A 21,292-nucleotide genomic window follows, 5' to 3' on the forward strand; every position below is an offset into this window, starting at 1 on the left:
AGAGGCCATCATCCCGATGGATCAACGGCCAATCATGCACTAACTTTTAAAATGGACCACTCAAGTGGGGCTGCTCACTTTGATGAACATGTGGTCGCAGTTCGTCACTTCCCGGAACAGATAGAAGGATCCAGCATGCGGACAATTCACATCAACGAGCCCGAACTTTTTTGCCTTGAGCTATTCCGGGTGGCATTGAGTGAAGCCACTCCAGAGGCAGGGGCTCGGGCGATGGATGTCGCGCGGCATGAAGTTGTGAGTCTCAGCCTCCGTAATTTCTCTTTTGGGAAGGAGAAGTCCGAGGGAAATATTCGATATGCCGAGTTTGTGGAATGGGTCGCAAAAACTTCGGGGGAGCGATACGAAGCGGCTCATGAGTTTTCCGAGATCTACCGGCGGTATGAAGCCAAGAACGAACGCAAACTCAATGTCGCGGAACACATTGGAAAACGGGTTTGGTTATCCATTCAGGATCAAAGGTTCCAAGGGCTTTACGCCAAATGCAACATATTTGAGCAGGTTGGAGTGGATGCGAGAAAACATCGCATTCATGGTGCAAGAGACAAGGACATGCTGCGTAAGATCTGGACCTCCTAGGCCCCGGCGAAACTTATGAGTGGTGGGTGTGTCTGTCCTCCTTGACCTCGACAACGTCTCCGGGCCGTCAACCACCGTCCCACTGGGCAAAACCGGGCTTCACGAATGCAGCATCGGTTTCGCGCAGCAGGCGGGTTCCTATGGTTTGGGCGTGTACCAGATCGGGCTGGTATAGGCCCGGTCCTGGGTCACCATCGGCACGCCCTCCGGCATGTCGAGGTTGAAGTGCTTGACGTCATAAGCCGTCCAGCGTGGCGTTGGGATCTCGATCACGCGGCCATAGTAGAATGCGCGCTGTGCGGGATCGAATTCCGGATCTTCCCAGACTGCGATCAACTCGGTCGCACCGATCGTGTTGGTGTAGGTTGCATTGGCAACATCCACCGTGGAGCCGACCGCAGGAAGCTTGCCGGTGCTGTCGGGCGTGCGCTCACCACTCCAGGCGACGTCATAGACTTTCTCGTGCAGCTCGCCCTGACTGTCGAGCCAGCCTTTGACGATCTGGTAGCGGTCCAGGTTGGCCCCGATGGAATCCTTCAGGGCCGCCACAAGGAATGTTGGCACCTGGCCATCCGGTGCCTTTCCAAGTTCGCCACCCATCGGGATACCGCGCCGATATCCTTCAAGAGCGGGTCGCCGGGTATGGGAATCCTCTTCGGTAAAATCCCACCCGGCAAAAAAGCGCACGGTCATGCGCGGACCGGTTGTGGCATAGGTTTCCCGCCGCCGCATCGCGTCAAAGATGGCCTCGCGCGTGTTTTCATGGGCCCACACCGCAGCATAGCCCGACGCCGCAATTTCGTCGGCAACGATGGCGTGTTCATTGAATTTGACCATGGTCGCGCCAAGCCTGTGGTCCGAGGGTTCAACATGCGGGAGTTTGCCGAAGAAATTGTCCTCGGCAACGGCGGCCAAACCGGTATGCGCATCGGTGGAACCGATCATGCCGAACTGGTACGGATTTACGCCGATATCCTGCTCAAGTTCGAGGCCGAGCTTCAGGGCAGAGCGCCCATATTCGTGTCGCAGCATCCCTTCTTCTTTCAGAACGCTGAGGTTCAGGTTGCCCTTGTCCCAGGTCTCGTAGTCGGCGAATTCGTCGTTGGGCGACAGGAACGGATGGGCCTCGCCATCGCCCTTGATCTGGGTGACCTCGTAGATCGGCTCGAAACTGGCGCGGGTCTGTGCCCAATCGCGGGTGATCGGGGTGCCGTCGAACTGGGTGTCCTGGAACATTTTGCCGTTGCTCAGGTTCCCGTTATGCGGAATGGCGAGCAGCTGGCCGTTTGTCTTGGCTTCATATGTCTTCATCCAGGCCCAGAGATCCTCGGGGTTCTCGCTGATGAAACTGGAGAAGGGGATCATCTGCTCGGCCCGGTCTTCGCCATCACGGTACACGACCACACGGTGCAGGTTGTTGCCCCCGGTATTCGACGACCATTCATACCCGATAAAGGCCGTGAAGCGGCCCGGTTCGTTGAACTTCTCGGCTGCGGCGATCTGTTCTTCCCAGATAGATCGGGTCAGGCGATCATTGGTCAAAACCTCTGGCAGAGGCTCTTTGCCCAGCGAATTGACGATGTCGTAATAGGGCTTCATCGCCTCTTCGCCACCGGCCTAGAGCTGCTCGTGCCACTTTCGGACCTTTGGGTCTGTCATCAGCTCCGGCAGGCCGTCCTTCATTGCGCTCATCGTGCCCATATTCTCGGCATGATCGGCAACCACGAGGAAGTCGAGAGGACGGCTGAGCCTGCCTCTTTCACCGGTCGATGAGGTGATCTCCTCACCGCGGGCAAAACGATAGGCGTCTTCTGCAGTTAGCGCGGTGCCGAACGAGATGGCATCGAAAGACGCAGCTGTGTGCAGGTGGGTATCGCCAAACAGAGGGCGTTGCGGGAAATTCTGATCCACCCAGGGCGAATAGGGGCGTTCGACCGGATGCGCGGCTCGGTCTATATCCGCGTCGCGGTGATATCGGATCTGGTCCTGATCTTCGCCCCAGGCGACATTCGTTGCCGCCAGCAAGAATATCGCTGGCAAGGTTTTTCTGAAATGTTTCATCGAATTCTCCATGATCGTACGGTTGCGACAGACATCACGTGCACAGGGCTTGCGCCCTGCGATTGAAACCTGAGCGATCCCGGCGCATCCGTTTGGTCCGATCACGCCACGCAAAAAAAACGCCGGGAGCGCGGCCCCGGCGTTCTCGATGAGTGGTGGGGGTGTTTGTCTTACTTGACCTCGACAACCTCGCCCGGCCGCCATTCTCCATCGTACCAGGCCTGTTCAGGGCCATAGATGCGCCACAGCATGTTCCAGCCCTTGCCGGGAATGGTCTGGATCCAGTTATCCGCACCTTCGGGGCGTTCCGGGCCGAAAAAGACATCCCACGACCCGTCATCGTTCTGCACGACGGCCTTATCGATGCTAGTGACGGCCGGGTAGGGGTTGTCGACCTGAAGCATGGAGCGGGTCTGGTTGTCGTAAACGGTGATGTCCCAGAACCGGCGCGCCGGAACGTTGGCCGGCACATGCACGCGGTATGTCTTGGCCCCGTTCAGCGCGTTGCCTTCGGAGTCGCGCAGGCCGATCACGTATTGCGATCCGGCGCCGATCGGAGGTTTCACCATCGCCGGCGTAATGCCGGTCGCATAGAAGTGAAAGCGCACGCGCGAATTGATCAGACTGATGTCGTCATTCAGGAACTCGTGGCTGCCCCCGGCAAACCCTTTTTCCCAGCTTTTGCTTTCAGGCCAGATGATGCGGTTTTCGTCGCGGTTTGCCCAGATGATCGAGCGCTGCGCCGCAGTACCCACCGCAGCTGCCTCGTCTAGGATTTTCTGCATCCGGGCATCAGGTGCGAAAGGTTTGCCCTTTTCGATGCCGATGGCACGCAGCAGGCCCAGCATTTCCGCGCTTTGTGCAGTATTGGGTTCTTCCTGCACGATCTCGTTCACTTCTTCGAAAAACGTGATGTCCTGTGCGTGCAGGGTGTTGAGCTCTTTCAGGGCCACATCGACCCAGTTCACCTCTTTGGGTTCTTCACCCATCGGGTACAGGCGGAAATGGGATTTCATGTTGTCGACGACGGGGTCGGCTTCGAAATTCTCCATGAACCCGCGGATCGCCAGCCAGTGGCCGTAGGTCTCGGAATGCCGCACGATATAGCCTTCAGGCAGCTCGCCCTCGAATCCCGGCGGGACCAGCAGATACTTGCCACCCTTGCCCTTGTCGGGGCCTGCGTTGCCGAAGTCGGTCACATAGTGGAACCAGGCATTGTCGATGATGCCCAGAACGTTGGGCGGCGTTTCCATGATCATCGGGCCGTCTTTCAGGTCGATCCACATGAAGCCATAGACAACGGTGGTGTTGCCGGTCAGCAGAAGCCCTTTGGAATCCAGGCGACCATGCCAGTACATCATCGTTTCATTGTCGGGACCCAGTTCACGAATACCCTTGCGGAACCCGGCCAGCGACGCGGCGGGGGTGGCCATGATCATCGCTTCGACCGCGCGGCTGAAATCCAGGTGATCCCACAGCGCCTGCGACGTTTCCGGCGTGGGTACGCCATCGACGAATTCCAGCGTCCCGATCCGTGTTTCCGTACGGTCCGGTGTAACAACATTTGCCGGGATGTCGGTGGTGTTCTTGTAGGTCGGGCTTTCGGCCAGCGCCGGAGCCATCGAGACGGCCAGCGCGCTGGCGCCGACGATCAGGGTCTTGATCTTGAGGGAGTGTCTTTTCATCATGATGTCCTCGGATATGGTCGCCCGGGTTTGCGATTCCCGGGCCGCGTTTGAACTTGTCGTCAGTTTGGGCGTTTCGCGGCGCAGATTTTGGTCTTGTCGCGCCAACACGGGGGCGGGGCTGCGGATCAGAGCGGCAAGCTGAACGTGAACATCACGCCGCCCCCCTCGACCCGGCTCTTGGTGTTGAATTCCTTGTAGCCGCGCAGATTGGCAAAGACCGGGGTGCCGCCCGCTTCGAAGATCCAGCCGATCTGCGGGCCGATCCCGTAGGTCTGGCTTTTGAAATCGCCAAGGATAGCGGGCTGTCCGCTGTCCGCCGTCAGCTGCTGGTAGGCAAACCCGACAAGCCCGACATACATCTGTTCGGTGACAAATTTAGACACGCCCAGATCGAGGTGAAAGTCGATCCCATTCTGATAATTCGTGTCGGAGTTCTTGAAGTTGTAGGTCAGACCGGCGGTGGCCGAGAATTCCCAACCGGTCTCCGGATTCAGGTAGGTATAGGCCCCGCCAATATCGATGGCCGCGTGACCCAGTCCAAGGTTCGCGAGGCGGGTCGGGTCATAGCTACCGATGGGAATGTTGCCGGTGACATAGGCCATCCAGTTGTGCACGCCACGGTTCCAGAATAGCTGGGCGGTGGGATAAAGATCGCTTATCCCTGTGACTTCGTCAGACCCGGCCGTGGTGACGCCACCGACCGAAACATCGGCGGAGACCCTGTTTCGGGCCGGTATCAATGCTATCGAAAAGCTGGGACGCCCGCCTAAGAATGTCGTGTCCGGTGTATAGCCCGGAACGATGAACTGGCCGAAATAGCTGGCATCGACCCCCAGTTTCAGGTCGTTGCCAAAGCCCAGCGGAGTTTGTGCATCCGCGCGCGCGGAATACCAGTATGAAACCATGGCCAAGGAGGCCCCGGGCTCGGGTGCGACGGCGGCAAAACTGCCATATTGCCCCGGCAACCAAAAACTGGTGCCGCCTTCATCCGCTTGTGCGGCGGGCGCGCTGATCGTCGCCATTAGAAGTGCCGTGGTTGCGATCTTTCGCACTGGTCCGGAAACGGTGCCATGACGCACAGAAGACAAGATTCGCAGTATTTTTCGTTTCATGGGGGTGTTCCGTGATCAGGGGGCAGGGCGTGCAGCGTCATGAACAACGCCGGTCCGTTTCATTCGTTGCGTCAACGATGTGACGTATCGGGGACCGGTGCGATGACCGGTCCCCGTGTCAGAGGTCACTCGACCCGTTCGATTTCAACAGGTTTCCAGGTTTGGTTATTGAAAGCCTCAAGCGGACCATAGAAACGGTAGAAGGGAAAAAACCCTTTTCCGGCAACGGTCTGGATCCAGCTTTCTTCCGCAACGCCGTCGGGTTTCTCGGCCGAAAAGTAGATGTCCACCGAACCGTCGGCATTGGCCGGAGGGCTCTGCTGGCTGCTGATACTCGGCAACGGCTGTCCGGTTTGCAGCTGCGAACGCGTCACCGGATCGTAGACCGTGATCGACCAGAACTCGCGCACCGGGACATTGGGCGGCACATGCAGCCTGTAGGTCATGCTGCCGTCGAGAAACGCGCCATTCCCGTCGACGTAGGTCGAGGAGTATTTGGAGCCTTTGCCCGCCGGCATCTCTGCCGCCATGGCCGGAGTAACGACGATGGCGTTGTAGTGATACAGCGTGCGTGCATCGAGATTGCGGTATCCGTCTTTCTCGAATTCCGCGTTGCCACCGATGAAGGGGGTGCCCCAGGACATGCCCTCATACAGTTTCTCTTCCGGATCACGGCTGGCGAAGGTAATCACCCGGGACATCGCGACGCCCTGCTTGGCAGCCTGCTCTAGAATGGCTTGCATACGAGCGTCCGGATTGAACGGCTTGCCCTTTTCGATCCCCAGCGACGCCAGTCGACCAAGTTGTTCCTTGTCGAACAGGTCGGCGGGCTCGTAGCTCACGATCTCGTGCAACCAGCGAAACGCGGACGCGTCCTCAGGCACCAGGCTATTGCCAGGCATGTGGCCGCAGTCGATATGGCGCCCCTCGCGCGGTCCGGTCTCCAGCGGGTAGATCCGGAGGTTGTCGCGGTAGTACTGCATGGCCTTGTCACCGGTTCCGATAACGTCGGTGTTGGCCCGGACCAGACCCCAGTTTCGATACGAATTCGAGCGCGCGACGAAGTAACCCTCGGGCACGTCGCCCTCATAGTCCGGCGGCAGGATCAGGTATTTGCCACCCTTGCCCTTGTCCGGTCCGGTGGCGCCGAAATCGACCACGAACTGAAAATAGGCATTGTCCAGCGGTCCCATGACATTTGGCGGGATCTCCATCACCGTGGGCCCCTCGGCTTTGAGGTCAAGCGTCATCCAGGCATAGATGCTGTCGGTATTCCCGGTCAGGAACAGCGGGTTTGCGTTCATCTTCTGCGGCGTGACGCAGATATCGGACGAATTGCGATGGCCAAAGTCACGCACCTGAGCCTTCAGGATGCCATGAACCGAAAGCGCCGGAAACAGATCCAGGTAAAGCTGCGTCGCGCGTTGCAAGTCGAGTTCGTCAAAGACCTTCTGCGCGGTCTCCGGGGTGGGATAGGCGCCGTTGACGAATTCAAGCGTCCCGAAGTTGGTTGTGATCGTTGCCGGGGCAGGTTTGAAGTCCTCAGAGGACTGTTTCGGTTCGGCAGCTCCCAGTTCGAAGATGCTTTGCTCCTGGGCGTGGACCGGGGATGTCAGGCCAGCGGCCAGCAGCGCGGCCATCGCGATCTGCGGATTGAGTTTACGTTTCATATCAACCTCTCGGTGTTTTTCAGCACAGTGTCCGAACCAGCAGTCGCTGATCGAATGCATTCAGTCTTGAACCTGTTTTTATGTGCGAATCGGGATCGTTTTTGGTCAGGTCGCGCCAAAGGGCTGCCTCAGGCCAATTCACATGAGCCGCGTAAATTCGCACGCCAACCGGCACAGACGTAGCATCCTTTGACGGGGTCGAGAGGGACGATTTTTTCGCGCGTCGCTTGCGCGGTTACCAGAGGAAGCGAACGCCAGCGGCGACGATGCTGGCGTCCTGAATGTCACCGCCGATGGCGTCCAAGTCATAGCGGCGGTACGTGGCATAAAGCTGGGTCTGGCTTGCCCTGATGCCTTGAACGATGGATGCGCCCCAGGATCGTGAACTGTTCGCGCCGGGGCGGGGCGCGTTGCTGTGGTAGAAATCGATCGAAATAGCTGTGTCGCCAAAGTCGAATAATGGCCGAACGAGGCCAAGCTTGCCATAGACATAGCGACCATGGCGCGAATCCGCCCCGCCTGCGATGGCAAAGTTCAGCCCCGTCGTCTCGTCGATCCCGGCAACCGAGCCGGAAAAGAAATCGGGCGATGAATCGTTATGGGCCGCCGCCACGCCGGTCTTGATCCGAAAGCTGCGCCATTCTGTTTCATAGCGCAGAGCAACGTCGGCATAGGTATTGTTGTCCCCTTCGATCAGGATCTCCTGACCGACCGATGTGGACCAGGACAGGCCGCGTTTGGCGACACTGTCATAGCGCACCCGAAACCGGCGTGATGCATCGAAGATGGGGAAAAAACTTTGTAACTGCGAGGCAGACTGCACACCGGTTGCGAAATAGGCGGGGACGCCGGAAATCGTGTCGCCGACGCTGTTTGTTGCGATCACGCCGGTTCTGGAGAAATCAAAGCCGGTGATGCCGTCGCCCGCCATGCTGCCCTGGCCGAACGACAAAAACCCGACCGACGGGATAGACAGGCGCAGTTCGGCTTTGCGCAACAGCGTCTTTCCCCAATCCTCGAAATTGTCTTGAACACCGCCGCCTCTGAAGATCCCGTCATATGTGCTGCGTCGCAAGCCGGTTTCGAGATTCACCAGAAGCCCGGTGCCGTTTTCGAAATTGGTCTCCAGCCTCAGTCCCAGCCGACCGGGCGAGTTCCCGTTGTCTCGAATGGAGGTAAACGGTGCAACGCCGTCATCATAGTCGAGATAGAGAAAATTCAGCTGTCCGTAGAAGCTGAGCAAGGTGGTGTCTGACAGTTCCCAGTTCAAAAACCGGGTGAGCCGGTCCTGTCGTAGCTGCAGGCGTTCCTGCCAAGTCCGGGACCAGTTGTTCGCCCAGTTCTGCGAGGAATCTTGTTCGGCATTCAGGTCGCCTTCCTGTGCCTTACTGCCTTGCACGGTGCACACCCAGAAAGCGCTGGCGAATAGCCAGATCAGAAATGGGGAAGTGCGGCGCATTCAGTGCTCCTCGGACAAAGCCGGGATGACCCTAGCATCTGACCGGGTTTCGTCAAAAACCATTGCCGTGACGCGCCCCCAAGCGGCGTGATCCGGCAAGATCGACGGGCCGGGAAACACCCCGGCCCGCCAACAATCTTACAATTGGAACTCATTACTCAATCAATGCCACATCATTGGGCACCCAAGTTTTGTCGTTGAAGGCCTTGAGCGGCCCGTAGTAGCGGATGTAGGCAAAGAACCCGCGATCTGGCAAGGTTGGGACCCAGTTCTGCTCCGGGATGTCCGCCGGTTTCTCGGCGGCAAAATACAGGTCCACCGACCCGTCCGCGTTGGCCTTGGGGGTAGGTGTCTGTTGGCTGCTGATGCTCGGATAGGGACGGCTCTGCAACTCGGAGCGGGTCCATGGGTCATAGAGAGTGACCGCCCAGAACAGCGCCACCGGCACGTTCGGCGGCATCGTCAACTTGTAGGTTTTGGAGCCGTCCAAATAGTTCCCCGACCCGTCCTTGTAAGTCGTCTGGTAGCGCGAGCCTGTGCCTTCGGGCATCTCCATCGCCATGGCTGGTGTGATCCCGTCGGCGGTAAAGTGGAAGGTCGTGCGCGCTTCGAGGTTGAAATAGCCATTGGGATCGAAGGTCGAGCTGTCGCCGATGAATGGGCTTTCCCATTTCAGGCCGGGATAGACAACGGCGTCCGGCTGACGGCTTTCGAACGAGATCACGCGCGACATGGCCACGCCCTCCTGCGCAGCTTGCTCAAAGATCTTCTGCATGCGTGCATCCGGGGCAAAGGGGGCGTCTTGCGTGATACCAAGCGAAGCAAGCCTGCCCAGCAGTTCCTTGCCAAAGGCTTCGGCGGGTTCATAGCTGATCATCTCGTGCATCCATGCGAAGGCCGATGCATCCTCGGGGACCAGCGAATTCCATGCGACGTTGGTAACGTTCTTTACGACCGGCGGGCGCGGGCCGTCTTTCAACGGATAGATCTTGGCCCCTTCGCGGAAAAACGCGACAGCCTTCTCGCCAAAGCCCACCGTGGCCGCGTTTGCCCGGATGAACGAAAAGTTCATGTAGGTCGGCGAGCGCACGATGAAATAGCCGTCTGGCACCTCCCCCTTATAGCCCGGCGGCAAAAGCAGGTATTTGCCACCCATGCCCTTGTCCATGCCGGTCGGGCCGATGTCGGCCCCAAACAGGAAGTTGTGATCATCCAGCGGTCCCATGACCCCGGCGGGCACTTCGAACACGGTCGGGCCGTCCCGTTTCAGGTCGAACACGGCAAAGGCATACAGGCTTTCCGTGTTGCCGGTCAGAACCAGCGCGCTGGAATCGAGCCGGTCGGCGGTCACCCGGATATGCGAGCTGTCCTCCATCCCGAGGTCGCGCACCCAGCCTTTCATCAGGCCATGCGCGGACAGGGCCGGGTACATGTCGAGATAGAGCTGCGTGGCGCGCTGCAGGTCGAGTTCGTCAAAGACCTTCTGCGCGGTCTCTTCGGTTGGGTAGCCACCGGGGAAATCCAGGACCCCAAAGCGTGTCGTGATCGTTTCGGGCGCGGGCTTGAAGTCACCCGATGAATAGGTCGGTTCCGACGTGGCCATGTCGAAAAAGCCCTGCGATTGCTGAGCCTGCACCGGGATTGCCAGCGCCGTGGCAAGCAATCCTGCGGTCGTTGTGCGAATGAGCGGAAACGTTTTCATGTGGTTCTCTCCTAGCAATTGATCAGGCGCGCGCGGCCCACGTGTGTCTGACATGGAGGTAGCATCGTGCAGGGCGCCAATTTGGTCATTTCGCGCCAAGCAGCGTGGGGCCGAAACATGTGCCGCGGCCCCGGTCTTTATGGTTACTCGACCAGTTCGATTTCGCCCGGGACCCATGTCTTGTTCAGCCATGGTTCCAGCGGGCCATACATCCGCAGGATGATGAACCAGCTCTTGCCGGGAATGGTCTGGATCCAGTTGCCTTCTTTGCCCTCGGGGGCTTCAGGGGCAAAGTAGATGTCCCAGGATCCGTCGGCGTTCTGCTTGACGTTCTCGCCGTAGCTGTCGACGGCCGGATACCTCTGGTCGGTCTGCATCATCGAGCGAGTCTGGGTGTCGTAGACGGTGACGGACCAGAAATCGGCGACCGGCACATTGGGCGGCAGGGTCAGCTTGTAGGTCTTTGCGCCGTTCAGGATCTCAGCCCCCTTGGCGAGGCCGGCAATGCCATAATCCGATCCCTTGCCGGGTACTGTCACCGCCATTGCCGGCGTCACGACCACAGCGTTGTAGTGCATCCACAAACGCGAGTCGAAGCGCCGGGCGCCGTCATCCAGGAAGGTCGTGTCCTTGCCGGCAAAGGCCATGATCCATTCGCTGTCGGGCCCGTAGATGCGGTGATCGGAGTCCTGGGGGAACACCGTGTTGGCACGGGCGAACGCGTTGCCGATAGCCACGGCATCGGTCAGGATCGCCTTCATGCGCGCGTCCGGCTCGAAAGGCTGTCCCTTAACCATCCCAAGCGATCTGAGCAAGCCACGCGTTTCGGGATCCTTTGCCCCGACCGGCTCTTCCTGAACAAGCTGGTTTAGCATCTCCCAATAGCTGTAGTCATTGGGCGGAACCGCGTTATAACCCGCGCGCCCCGACATGCTGAAAAACTCGGGCTCGGGTGGCTTGTCGACCATCGACAGCGGATAGATCCGCAGATTGTCCTTCACGCCTTGCGCGGCTTTCTCGACGCCCTCGCTGATATAGGCGCGCATGAAGATCCAGTTGCCAGATGTCGCGGGCTGAACCACGAAGTAGCCGTCGGGCACCTCGCCTTCGTAGCCCGGTGGCAGGATCAGATACTTGCCGCCTTTGCCTTGATCCGGGCCTGCAATGCCGAGGTCGGTGACATAGCGAAACCACATGTCGTCAACGGCGCCCAGCATGCCGGGCGGTAACTCGATGACGGTCGGCCCGTCCGTGGCAAGGTCGGTATAGGTCCAGGTGTAGATGGTCGAACTGTTGCCGGTCAGAAAAAGCGACTTTGAATCCGCCAGTTCATCCCAGATCAGGATCTGGTTGACCTTGGTTGCGCCGATTTCGCGCTGGCCCTGCCGCATCGCGTATTGCGACACGCCGGGCACGGTCGCAATGTAAGCCTGCACCGCGCGGGCGCGATCGACATAGTCGTAAACCGTCGAAACCGTGGCGTTGTCCGGGACGCCGTCAAAGAAGTTCAGCGTTCCGATCGATGTCTCCACGCTATCCGGCGTGGTGATCTGTGTCGGGATGTCGGTGGTCATGCTGTAGGTCGGCGACTCGGCTGACCCGACCGTGCATGTCAGCGCCAGCATCCCGGCGCCCAATATCGTGTTCCTGACGTCGGTAGGTATCATGAGTGTTCTCCAGGACAATTTGAATGGATGCGATTGGCCATTTGGGCCTTTGCGAGTCGCAGGCTAGCGATCGGAGAGGCGGGTTTTGGTCATTATGCGCCAAAACGGAAACGGGCCGGGGCATGTGCACCGGCCCGAGAATTATGGGTCATGGGATTGGCGGCGATGTCAGCCGTCTAGCTTTTCAAAATCGTTCAGTACCCAGGTTTTCTCGATATAGCCCTCGGTCGGGCCATAGAAGCGGAAGACTACAAAGAACCCTTTGCCGGGGTCCGTGGTGATCAGGTTCCGCTCGAACCCTTCCGGTGCCGATTGGCCAAAATAGAGATCGACGGAACCGTCTGCATTCACAACCGGGTCGGTATCGCTGCCCACCGTGATCTCGCCTTCGGAGCCCAGAAGGCCGCGAGTTGCCGGATCATATGCGGTCACGGCCCAGAACCGTTTGACGGGCGGGGCTGCAGGCACGGTCAGCTTGTAGGGGGAATCGCCCATCAGCACGTTGTTTTCGGCGTCGCGGAACGCGGTCAGATAGGCCGTCCCGACGCCGGGCGTGGTGCTGAGAAGGTTTGGCGACACAACAATGGCCTGGTAGTGCCAGAGCGTGCGGGCATCGATATCCGACGCGCCGTTGGGCCAGACAAACTCGGTATTGCGAACGAACATCTTCTCCCATTTGCGCTCCGGCCAGTAATGGATTTCCGGATCGCGCGAGGCATAGAGGATGGCGCGCGACATCGCCGTGCCCTGCTGCGCGGCCCTGTCCAAGATGTCCTGCATCCGTGCGTCGGGCGCGAACGGTTTGCCTTTTTCGATCCCAAGCGTGGCCAGCCGGCCCAGCTGCTCGGCGCTGAAAAGCGATGTCGGTTCATGCTGGATGATCTGGTCGAGCATCGCGAAGAATGACCCGTCTTCCGGCGGCAGCGGGTTCATTCCAATCGCGCTGGCGTTGATGTACCGGCCGGTCCGGTCGGGGTCGTCAAGCGGATAGACCTTCAGGCGCGGGCTGAACCAGTCGAGCGCCTGATCACCCGTGCCGACATCGACGAAGGCGCGCATCATCGCCCAGATGCGGTAGCCGTCCGAGCGCAGCGCGAAATACCCGTCAGGAACATCGCCGTCATAGCCCGGCGGCAGGAAAAGATATTTGCCGCCGTCGCCATTGTCGGGACCAGTCGTGCCGAAATCCGTCAGATACTTGAAGGCCGCGTCGTTGGCCGTGCCGTACATCCCGGGCGGAATCTCGACCACCGTTGGTCCGTCCTCTTTCAGGTCGATCGAGGCGAAGGCGTATATGGTCGAATTGTTGCCCGTCAGGTATGGCTGGGTGGTGTTCATGAAATCCGCCATCACACCGATATCCGAGGCGGTCTCGAACCCCAGATCGCGCGCCTGCGAGCGGACGATGGCGTAAAGCGACATGTGCGGAAAGAAATCCATGAAGGCCTGCGTCGCCCGCTGCAGGTCCATCTCGTCATAGAGGCGTTGCGCGGTTTCGGGCGTCGGGAACCCGCCGCCATCGAATTGCAGCGCACCAAAGCGCGTTTCCATCGTGGCGGGTGCCGAGATGAAATCGCTTTTGGTCTGCGGACCTGACGGGGTGTCAAAGAGCGAGGTGGAGAGTCCTGCGTCTTGTGCGAAAGCGGGGGCTGCGAAGGCTATGGCAGCGGCAAGAGTAAGAAAGCCAGTGCGTGTCATATCATGTCCATTTCATCAATTCAGGTTGTTTGGTTGGTCGCGCCGGGGGGGGCGACCGGTCGGGTCACTCGACCAATGTGATTTCGCTGGGGCGCCATGTGCGGTCGAACCAGCTTTGTTCCGGACCATATAGCCGGAACAGCATGTGCCACCCCATGTCGGGCACCGTCTGGATCCAGTTTGACTCTTTGCCCTCGGGTGCAGATGGGCCGAAATAGATGTCGAACGATCCATCGGCGTTGGGCTGGACCTTGCCATCCGCGCTTGAGATTTCGGGATAGAGAGTGTCGGTCTGAAGCATGGACCGGGTCTGAACGTTGTAAAGCGTGAACGCCCAGAAATCCTTGGCTGGCACATTCGGCGGCAGCGTCACCTTGTAGGTCTTGCTGCCGTCCAGACTGTTGCCATCCGCATCGCGCATACCGGCAATGTACTGCGACCCCTTGCCAACAACCGGATTGACCATCGCAGGGGTGATGCCGGTTGCGTACATGTGAAAGCGGGTCCGGGCATCCAGCAGGCGAACGCCATCACGTTCAAAGGTCGAACTGTTGCCGACCCAAGGCGCCTCCCAACCGCTGTTTTCATAGATCGGCGCCTCGGGATCCCGGCTGCGATACAGCATCACCCGCGCTGCGGCGCTACCCACGTTGGCGGCTTCGGTCAGAATAGCCGTCATCCGCTCGTCAGGGTTGAAAGGTTTGCCTTTCTCGATCCCGATCGAAGCCAGCAGCCCCAGTATTTCGGGGCTCTGGGCCGCGTTCGGTTCTTCCTGAACGATCTCGTTCAGCTCGTGGAAATACTGGATGTCCGACGGGTGGATGGTGTTGAACACCTTGCCCGAGACGTCCACCATGTTCAGTTGATCGGTATCGTCCGATCCCAGCGGGTAGACACGGAACTGATCCTTGATCCGCTGGACGGCGGGGTCCGGGCTGCCGTTTTCCAGATATCCGCGCATCACAAGCCAATTGCCATAGGTGGTGGACGGTGCAGCGAAATGACCTTCGGGCACCTCCCCCTCGTATCCGGGTGGAAGAAGGACATACTTGCCGCCCTGGCCCTTGTCGGGACCGGCATTGCCGAAATCGGTGACATAGCGGAACCAGTGATCGTCGATGATGCCAAGCACATTGGGCGGCACTTCCATCACCAAGGGGCCATCAGACGTGTCCATCCACATGAAGACGTAAACAACGGTCGTGTTCGGGGTCAGCAACTGAACCTTGCTGTCCATGCGCTGGGTCCAGATGACCGCGGTCTCGTTGTCCGGCCCGAATTCCTGCATCCCTTTGCGGAAGCCCTGCAACGAGGCCCCGGGGGTCGTCATCAGGACACTTTCCACAGCGCGCTGGAAATCGATTTGGTCATAGATTTTCTGTGCCGTTTCTTCGGTGGGAAAACCGCCGTCAAAGGTCAGCGTGCCAAACCGAGTTTCGAGTGTGTCGGGGATCGTGATCTCCGGCGGAATGTCGGTCGTGAACTTCATGGCTGTTCCGTCGGCAAGAACCAAGCTGCCCAGGCAGGTGGACACCAGAAGTGCGGTGGTAAGAGCCTTGTACATTGATTGTTCCTTTTGGTTGCCTCAGGGGTTTGAGGGATCGGCGCGAAACCCGCGCCCATACGCAAAGACAATTCAGTGAATATTCGAGATAGCGCGACCCATTTGGTCATTTCACGCCATTTACAGCGGCAAATTCACGCTCCGGGGAGACTATCCCGACGTATCGGTTGCATGAGCCGCGTTCGTTCCCGGCAAAACGCCATCGCTCGACAACAGAATTGCGACGGATAGCAAAGCCGGGATCTCGGCACAGACGATCATCGTCACCATCGTCAACGGCACTGCCATGAAAGCACCCACGCCGCCCCACATCGCGCCCCAGAACGTCAGGGCAATCATGACCATGATGGTGCTGAGGTTCAGCGATTTGCCCTGCATGGCAGGTTGCACGACATTGCCGATGATCGCGTCCCCGCCGCCATAGACGACGGCCACGATCACGGCGGGCATCAACCCGTCAAACTGAAGAATCGCCACCAGCGTCGGAAGGATGACGCCCAGAACCGATCCGATATTCGGAATGAAGTTCACCAGAAAGACGAACAGGGCCAGAAATGCTGCGAAATCTACGCCTACCAGCTTCAGAACGATATAGGCAAGCAGGCCACTCAAGGCGCTGGTGACTGTGTTGATCCACATGTATTGCTGGACGCTTTCCGAGATCGACCGAAGCGTGGCCGTCAGACGCGCGGCTTCGACCCGAGAGGCACACAATCGCGGCAGTTTTTCAGAAAACGCCCCGCGTTCGGCCAACATGAACCCGAGATAGAGCAGCACCAGCGAGACGACACCGAGCAGCCCGCTCACGGTATCGACCACGGTCGAAACCCAGGCACCCAGATCAATACCCGCGACGGCGCTTCTGAGTGCCGCGACCCGTTGATCGCCGATCACTTCCGTAACATCGGCAAGCAGGCTCTCAAACCGAGCAGTGTAACGCGGTCCAGCGTCGGTCATGGCCGCGATCTGGTCCGAGATCACCGCTGCCAGAAAGATGATGGCCAGAAAGAACATGCCGATCCCGATCAGGGAGCTAACCCATCGCGGTGGTGCCCATCCGAGAATTTCTATCGACTGCAAACGCCGGATGAAGGCGGTAACCAGAATGAAAAGAAGCAGCGCCAAAGCGATCGGTATCAGAAAATCCCGGCAGAAATACAGAAGCCCTAGGAGGATCGGAACTGTTGCAAGTGCAAGAAACCAGGTCGGCATGAACGAAGTGGGCTGAGCGATCCTCGCCTGCGTGTCGCCTTCTGACATAATCAATTTTCCTTCTTGATGAGGTCCCGAACGGATGTCCGCCGCGTTGCCGGACCGGCAACGCGGCGTTGCACGTCATGCCAGGGCTTCACCGGCGAGCTTTGCGGCTTTCGAAAGCTTTTCGCCCCGTTCGGCCAAGTCAGCCTTGATATCCGCGACACGCTTTTCGAACTTGGCCTTGGATTCTGCCGAGGCCTTGGCCATCTGGTCCTCGAGCGCGGCGACCCGGGCGTTGGCCTCTGCCTCCATCGCATTCCATTTGGCCTTGGCGTCGTCGCTCGCGTTCTGCATTGCGTCCTTAAGCGCGTCGAGCTTGGCTTGAACTGCGGCCTTGGTATCGTCGCTTGCCTGCTTTGCTTCCGCTTTGGTCGCGTCCCATTCGGCCTGCAGGGCATCGGCCCGGCGTTCGGCCTGAGCGTCGGCGACATCAATCCTCGAACGGCGCAGAACGATCCCGCCGGCATCAGTCATTTCCTGATCCAGTGGCGCCTGCCAGCCCTCGAAAACATCGGCCAGCACGGCCCACTTTCCAGGCGCAAGGGCGCTTGAAACATCGTCGATGAATGTGTCATCGAAATTGGCGACGGTCAGATCGCGGATCATCCCGCCCGATGCGCCTGCCAGCATGCCTGCGGCCATTCCGGCCGGGCCGGCCAGAAGACCCACCATACCGCCGACAAGCGACCCAAAGGCCGCTCCGATCGGACCTTCGTCATCGGCGTCGATGATCGAGACCTTGCCGTCGGCAGACTTGGATATCACAGCGTGGCCATAAAGCGTGATTTCACCGTTGAAATGGAGGTCTTTTAGCGCTTTAGCGCCATCATAGGCCGCCGGTTCGGTGTCGAAAACGACGACAAGCATTGTATCGGGCATGGGTCTATCTCCTTGCGCCATGTTGATGAAACGCCCTGACCCGAAGCGGGCCTGGGCATGCTACGCGAAGCAGAATGCCTGCACATGCAGGCACGATTTGCTTCGTCGCGTCATCTTTATGGATAGAGCCGGAGAGTCGGTTTGGTCAGATCGCGCCAGTTCAGGCCGCATATTTCTGAGAAAGCAAAGCACGGCGATATTTGCCCGGGCTGATCCCCGCGATACGCCGAAAACTGCGCCCGAAATTAGACTGGTTTTCATAGCCAAGCGTCATCGCAACATCGATTAGCTGAATGTCAGGATTGACCAGCATCTCTGTCGCCAGTTCGAACCGCGTGGTTTCGATCAGCTGCGAATAGCTGACGCCTTCGTGTTTGAGTTTGCGTTGCAGCGTTCGTTGGCTTGTACCAGCGATTTCGGCCAGGACATCGATCTTGGGCGCCGTCTCGCGCAGATAGGGACGCAACAGGCGTTTGAGATTGCCCGCCGTATCGAGCGCGCAGGGCAGGGTAAGCGCGGTCTCGGGCGATGATGACAGGGCAGAGATCGGTTTGCTCATCGCCAGAACCGACGCGGGCACGACGATCGAGGTGTGGTTCGATGTCTTGATGAAGCGCGTTCTGGGGTTGGCCTGTCGCGCGGCATCGCAAACGTCGAAATCCGATTTGAACCGGATTTCGTCGGGGGACCAGTTGCTGCCAGTGATACTGCGCACTGTCTCGATCAGCACCATGACCTGGGTCCATTCCGAGATGGAGACGCCCCCCAATCCTTCGGGCGGGGCGCCGTCGCAGAAAATCTCGGCCGTGCCATTGGATTTGATCACGCCGACCCGTGTGTCGGAATCTTCCAGTCTGATCAGCTTGGCCAGACCATCGAGTCGCGCCTTGACGGTGGGCATGGGGCGCAGTGCTTCGGTCAGTTCGTTACTGAAGGTCGACGCCGAAAAACGTTGCGCCCACAACCAGCCAAGATCGTCGAGTCCTTCGCGACGCTCATTTCGGCCAAGGAACTCCATCGCGAGGATATTGCTGATGAAATCTTGGGGTGTCTCTTCCACCTGCACGGGCAGTTTTGCCGCCTCGAGTTCCCGTTCGACCGGCGTGCCGATGTCGCGCAAAACCTCGATGAACGGGATCAGATAGGCCGCCCTGCATGCCGAAATGTTTTCCATCTTCCCCCCTTTACCCCAAAGCTGATGATATTGCGATTGTGGAATTCGTCCACATTTATCACTTTTTTTGATCGGTTTTGGTCATTTCGCGCCAACCCGGAACAGCACCCCGGATGGCGCAGACGGACCAAAAAACCACGTGCCATCATGCGAGGCTGGCGGCATCAGTGACAGTTTCCTAAAGGCACCACATTGATCCAGCGCATGAACTCTCAACAAAATTTACAGACGATTGAGCACGCCATCCGATGCGCGGCGCTCACCGGCTGTTCCAGTCTGGAGGAGGTCGCGCAAACACTGCGCGTGAGCCCCAGATCGTTGCAGCGAACCCTGATGGAAAACGGCACGACATTTTCGCTGATCGTTGAACGGTATAAGCGACAGACAGCGTTCCAGTTGCTGTTGCGCGAGGAAATGAGCATTTCAGAAATCGCGGTGCGCGTCGGGTATACAGACACCAGCAATTTTGGCCGTGCCTTTCGAAAATGGACCGGGCAGACGCCCCGGAAGTGGCGCGAAAACCTGTCAGGGGACCTGAACTGCGGCGCCGCGAACCGACGAAGCCGCGACTGACAACAGCATAACGGCAATCCCCGTGTTGGCGCCAAATGACCAAAACGGAGGCTCCACATCTTTATTCATGGTGGCGAAGGTCCGGTGCTGCCTGCGGGCATGCGCAAATCAATTTACACCGCGCGCGAATTGGGCTCGACGAATGCGTTTCTGATCCGAAGGAGAAAACATGGCTATCTTCAGGTTCCTGCTCGTGACGTTTGTCGTGGTCTTTGGCGCATCCCAGGGTTTGGCGCAGATGGCGACCCAGGATTTAGTCGCCAGCGCGCCTGGCAGGGCGACAGACGACCCTGTAATCGCGGAAGTCGCCCCAATCCGTACAGAGAGCCCGCGCAGCACTTTGCATTCCATGTACCGCCTGCGCGATGAGTTGGAAGCGTCCCTGAGCGCATATTGGCAACAACAGGACAGGGTGAATGCAGCCCGGGTTACTTTTGTTATCGACGAAATCAGGGCCCTGATCGACCTGTCCCAGGTGCCGCTGGCCGCGCGTCGCGAGGTTGGGACGGAAACGGCCCTGTCCCTTCTGGACATCTTAGGGCGTGTGAAACCCATTAACGTTGCGGTCCTTCCTGGAACTGACACGCTTGATGATCAATCCACCACCGGGTTCCGTTTGCCCGGCACTCCGCTGCGTATCGTTGAAATTGCGCAGGGCGACCGCGCCGGTGAATACCTGTTTTCCGCAGACACTGTTCAAAGCGCGCCGCGGTTCCTTGCGGGACTGAGAAAACTGCCGCTTCGATCCTCTGTTTCCCTCAAATCCTGGGTCAGCACGGGGCGCCAGTTGGCCGGACCATGGATCCCCACCTCGGTGATCGAGCGTATGCCCGATATCCTGACCAGAACGGTTCTGGATACCCCAGCGTGGAAGATACTTCTTGTACTGACCGCGTCGCTGGCCGTGTATTTCGTGGCGCGTGCGTGGCATACGCTTCTGACGCAACGGCTGACCAGCGATGCGGTGCAGCTGGCGCGCCTAAGATTGCTCAGCCCGCTTGGCATCATGGCCATGGTCCTGTGGCTCAGATACCTGTTCTCCCTGCAGATCAATACGTCCGGACGCTTCTTCGAGATTTCCGAGACCTGCCTAGTAGCGGTGTTTTATGCGGCGGCCGCCTGGTCCGTCTGGTTGGCATCAAAGGTGTTCTTCGGAACAATCGTCCATGACACGCGCAACACAAGCGGCCTTGATGACGCCCTGTTCTGGCTGACCGGACGGGTTGTCGGCGCGATCGGTGGCCTGTTCATACTCGGGTATGGTGCAGCCGAACTGGGCGTGCCGGTGCTGAGCGTGATCACCGGGTTCGGCATTGGTGGGATTGCGGTCGCAATGGCAGCTCGCCCTACACTTGAAAATCTGATCGGCGGCTTCATCCTGTTCATAGACAAGCCCGTGCGGGTTGGCGATTTCTGCACGTTTGGCGGCACGTCCGGAACGGTCGAGGAAATCGGCGTGCGGTCCACCCAGATTCGCGCGATTGACCGGACCCGGATTTCCATCCCCAACGCTCAGTTTGTAGACATGCAGCTGGTCAATTGGGCGCAATGCGACACGATGCTGATCCACGAGGCGCTGGGGCTGCGTTTTGAAACCGACATGGAACAACTGCGGCATGTTCTGGCGAAAATCCGCGAAATGCTGCATGCCCATCCGCGGATCGAACCTGAAACGATCCGCGTCCGCTTTGTCGGATATGGCGAGTCATCGCTGAATATTGACCTGCGCATTCATGCCAAGACACGAGAATGGAACGATTTCTATTCCATCAGAGAAGACGTTCTGATGCGGATTGGCGAGATTGTGGATGCGTCCGGATCTGCTTTTGCGTTCCCGTCGCAGACACTCTACTGGAGCCGCGATACCGGCTTGGATGCGGCAAGAACAGAAAAAGCGCATCAGGAAGTCGCACGCTGGCGCCGACAACGGGAGCTACCGTTTCCACGCTTTTCCAGTGCGGCACTTGAAAGGTTTTCCGGCAAGGTAAAGTATCCGCCACCTGGCTCTCCTGACTATTTTGCCACTGATGAGGACTTCGCTGAAGGTGGTGAGATGCTTTCGGCGGATCAGTCGCAAAGTCCGGATCTGGACAAACTTTTGGATCCAAAAACCAACCAATAGAAAATCTGACGTTGTCCCATATTCGCAAACTAGGCTAATGATATGTGCGCCTTGGCTTTCAGTAGTGTC

The 21,292-nt window shown here is 58.8% G+C and carries 14 protein-coding genes and 1 pseudogene; 3 read left to right on the forward strand and 12 right to left on the reverse strand.

What is annotated here, in order from left to right; genetic code table 11:
* On the forward strand, positions 1-597 hold a 597-nt coding region (locus FOY56_RS23710), incomplete at its 5' end, for a hypothetical protein (protein WP_186766441.1).
* Between the two features lie 138 nt (positions 598-735).
* On the opposite strand, the pseudogene FOY56_RS22425 reads toward FOY56_RS23710, so the two are convergent.
* The 12 genes and pseudogenes from FOY56_RS22425 to FOY56_RS22480 form a co-directional block, all read right to left on the reverse strand.
* Positions 736-2,862 (reverse strand): annotated as a pseudogene (locus FOY56_RS22425) (DUF3604 domain-containing protein).
* Positions 2,829-4,343 carry a DUF1254 domain-containing protein gene (locus tag FOY56_RS22430; RefSeq protein WP_222435024.1) on the reverse strand — a complete coding sequence of 505 codons (1,515 nt, stop codon included), beginning with the start codon at positions 4,341-4,343 and terminating at the stop codon, positions 2,829-2,831. The pseudogene FOY56_RS22425 and the gene FOY56_RS22430 overlap by 34 nt, the downstream one beginning before the upstream one ends.
* A gap of 128 nt (positions 4,344-4,471) precedes the next feature.
* Entirely contained in the window at positions 4,472-5,458 is a 987-nt protein-coding gene (locus tag FOY56_RS22435) for a SphA family protein (protein WP_146348392.1), read from the reverse strand.
* A gap of 125 nt (positions 5,459-5,583) precedes the next feature.
* Positions 5,584-7,098 carry a DUF1254 domain-containing protein gene (locus FOY56_RS22440; RefSeq protein ID WP_222435025.1) on the reverse strand — a complete coding sequence of 505 codons (1,515 nt, stop codon included), beginning with the start codon at positions 7,096-7,098 and terminating at the stop codon, positions 5,584-5,586.
* A gap of 265 nt (positions 7,099-7,363) precedes the next feature.
* A complete protein-coding gene (locus FOY56_RS22445; RefSeq protein ID WP_146348394.1) occupies positions 7,364-8,587 on the reverse strand; it encodes a porin family protein in 1,224 nt (407 codons plus the stop codon).
* Between the two features lie 154 nt (positions 8,588-8,741).
* Positions 8,742-10,289, reverse strand: a complete 1,548-nt coding sequence (locus FOY56_RS22450) for a DUF1254 domain-containing protein (protein ID WP_186766442.1) — start codon at positions 10,287-10,289, stop codon at positions 8,742-8,744.
* A 143-nt stretch (positions 10,290-10,432) separates the two neighbouring features.
* Positions 10,433-11,956: a DUF1254 domain-containing protein gene (locus FOY56_RS22455; protein ID WP_186766443.1), complete on the reverse strand. Its 1,524-nt coding sequence runs from the start codon at positions 11,954-11,956 to the stop codon at positions 10,433-10,435.
* A gap of 168 nt (positions 11,957-12,124) precedes the next feature.
* Entirely contained in the window at positions 12,125-13,654 is a 1,530-nt protein-coding gene (locus FOY56_RS22460; RefSeq protein WP_146348395.1) for a DUF1254 domain-containing protein, read from the reverse strand.
* A gap of 64 nt (positions 13,655-13,718) precedes the next feature.
* A complete protein-coding gene (locus FOY56_RS22465; protein WP_222435026.1) occupies positions 13,719-15,218 on the reverse strand; it encodes a DUF1254 domain-containing protein in 1,500 nt (499 codons plus the stop codon).
* Positions 15,219-15,368: 150 nt separating this feature from the next.
* Complete coding sequence (locus FOY56_RS22470) at positions 15,369-16,478, reverse strand: AI-2E family transporter (protein WP_146348396.1); 1,110 nt, start codon at positions 16,476-16,478, stop codon at positions 15,369-15,371.
* Positions 16,479-16,553: 75 nt separating this feature from the next.
* Positions 16,554-17,354 carry a DUF1269 domain-containing protein gene (locus FOY56_RS22475; RefSeq protein WP_186766444.1) on the reverse strand — a complete coding sequence of 267 codons (801 nt, stop codon included), beginning with the start codon at positions 17,352-17,354 and terminating at the stop codon, positions 16,554-16,556.
* Positions 17,355-17,514: 160 nt separating this feature from the next.
* The gene (locus FOY56_RS22480) at positions 17,515-18,528 is read right to left on the reverse strand and encodes a helix-turn-helix domain-containing protein (RefSeq protein ID WP_146348398.1); all 1,014 of its coding nucleotides are present in this window, start codon (positions 18,526-18,528) and stop codon (positions 17,515-17,517) included.
* A 192-nt stretch (positions 18,529-18,720) separates the two neighbouring features.
* On the opposite strand from FOY56_RS22480, the gene FOY56_RS22485 reads away from it, so the two are divergent.
* On the forward strand, positions 18,721-19,101 hold the full coding sequence (locus FOY56_RS22485; protein WP_146348399.1) for a helix-turn-helix domain-containing protein: 381 nt from the start codon (positions 18,721-18,723) through the stop codon (positions 19,099-19,101).
* Positions 19,102-19,270: 169 nt separating this feature from the next.
* Positions 19,271-21,223 carry a mechanosensitive ion channel family protein gene (locus FOY56_RS22490; protein WP_146348400.1) on the forward strand — a complete coding sequence of 651 codons (1,953 nt, stop codon included), beginning with the start codon at positions 19,271-19,273 and terminating at the stop codon, positions 21,221-21,223.
* Positions 21,224-21,292 lie beyond the last annotated feature (69 nt).

Source organism: Falsiphaeobacter marinintestinus, from assembly GCF_007923355.1.
GTDB lineage: Bacteria > Pseudomonadota > Alphaproteobacteria > Rhodobacterales > Rhodobacteraceae > Phaeobacter_A > Phaeobacter_A marinintestinus.

Coding starts and splice junctions, on each gene's coding strand:
- FOY56_RS22430 (WP_222435024.1), bottom strand. CDS start 4,343: ATGAAAAGACACTCCCTCAAGATCAAGACCCTGATCGTCGGCGCCAGC.
- FOY56_RS22435 (WP_146348392.1), bottom strand. CDS start 5,458: ATGAAACGAAAAATACTGCGAATCTTGTCTTCTGTGCGTCATGGCACC.
- FOY56_RS22440 (WP_222435025.1), bottom strand. CDS start 7,098: ATGGCCGCGCTGCTGGCCGCTGGCCTGACATCCCCGGTCCACGCCCAG.
- FOY56_RS22445 (WP_146348394.1), bottom strand. CDS start 8,587: ATGCGCCGCACTTCCCCATTTCTGATCTGGCTATTCGCCAGCGCTTTC.
- FOY56_RS22450 (WP_186766442.1), bottom strand. CDS start 10,289: ATGAAAACGTTTCCGCTCATTCGCACAACGACCGCAGGATTGCTTGCC.
- FOY56_RS22455 (WP_186766443.1), bottom strand. CDS start 11,956: ATGATACCTACCGACGTCAGGAACACGATATTGGGCGCCGGGATGCTG.
- FOY56_RS22460 (WP_146348395.1), bottom strand. CDS start 13,654: ATGACACGCACTGGCTTTCTTACTCTTGCCGCTGCCATAGCCTTCGCA.
- FOY56_RS22465 (WP_222435026.1), bottom strand. CDS start 15,218: ATGTACAAGGCTCTTACCACCGCACTTCTGGTGTCCACCTGCCTGGGC.
- FOY56_RS22470 (WP_146348396.1), bottom strand. CDS start 16,478: ATGTCAGAAGGCGACACGCAGGCGAGGATCGCTCAGCCCACTTCGTTC.
- FOY56_RS22475 (WP_186766444.1), bottom strand. CDS start 17,354: ATGCCCGATACAATGCTTGTCGTCGTTTTCGACACCGAACCGGCGGCC.
- FOY56_RS22480 (WP_146348398.1), bottom strand. CDS start 18,528: ATGGAAAACATTTCGGCATGCAGGGCGGCCTATCTGATCCCGTTCATC.
- FOY56_RS22490 (WP_146348400.1), top strand. CDS start 19,271: ATGGCTATCTTCAGGTTCCTGCTCGTGACGTTTGTCGTGGTCTTTGGC.